We start from the raw sequence: 832 nt of genomic DNA, 5'->3' as shown, positions 1-832 counted from the left end.
CCACGTCCCCGGCCACCGCGCGCGGCGCCGCGGGCAGCAGCGTCTTGGCTTCGGTCTTGCCGTCGTCGCGCTTCATGCCGGTGGCGATGGCGTCCACGCGCGCGGCGCCGGCGAGCCGGGCCCCGAGCGGCTCGACGAGCTCGACCCCGCGCAGGCGCCGCTCTTCGATCGTGATCGACCGGGTGGTCAGCAGGCCGCGGCGGACGCGCAGGGTGCCGCCGGGTTCGCGGTCCAGCCGGTAGTGCCACCACATCTCGGCGAACAGGCCCGCGGCGCCGGCGACGCCGAGCACGATCGCGAGGACCAGCAGGAGCAGGATGCTCGCGGCCAGGGGGACGTCGCCGAAGAGGTCGAGCAGCCACTTCAGCAGCCCGCCGCCGGCGCCGAACCAGTCCGCGACCTTGAACAGCGCGCCGAACGCGGACAGGCCGAGCGCGGGCGCGACGAACGACACCGGCGCGTACCGGATCCACCGCTTGTCGAGGCTCGCCAGCGCACCGTCGGCGCGTTCGGCGGCCGGGACGCGGTGCAGCAGTTCGGTGCGCAGGGCTTCGGCGTCCGCCCGGGCCAGCGGGGCGAGCGCGATCTCGTCCTGCTGCCCGGTCCCGATGGTCAGCACGGCGACGCCGAACGCGCGGTGCAGCGGGTTGGCCGTCAGGTCGACGGTGCGTATCCGCTCGCGCGGCAAGGACTTCCGCGTGTGGGCGACGAACCGGAACTCGAGCTCCAGGCGCTCGGGCGTGCAGCGGAACCGGGTGGCGCGCCAGCGGACGAAGTCGGCGAGCACGCCGGCGCCGACGAACAGGACGGCCGCCGGGACGAGCCACAGCGA

At 75.2% G+C, this 832-nt stretch carries 1 protein-coding gene; it reads right to left on the bottom strand.

The features are described from left to right. Nucleotides 1-832: PH domain-containing protein (locus G3I65_RS52000; RefSeq protein WP_160703463.1), on the bottom strand; the 832-nt coding region annotated here is incomplete at both ends.

This window comes from Amycolatopsis sp. SID8362, assembly GCF_010550475.1.
Lineage (GTDB): Bacteria > Actinomycetota > Actinomycetes > Mycobacteriales > Pseudonocardiaceae > Amycolatopsis > Amycolatopsis eburnea.
Note: the sequence above shows the minus strand (reverse complement) of the source record. Positions and strands in the feature narration are given on the sequence as shown.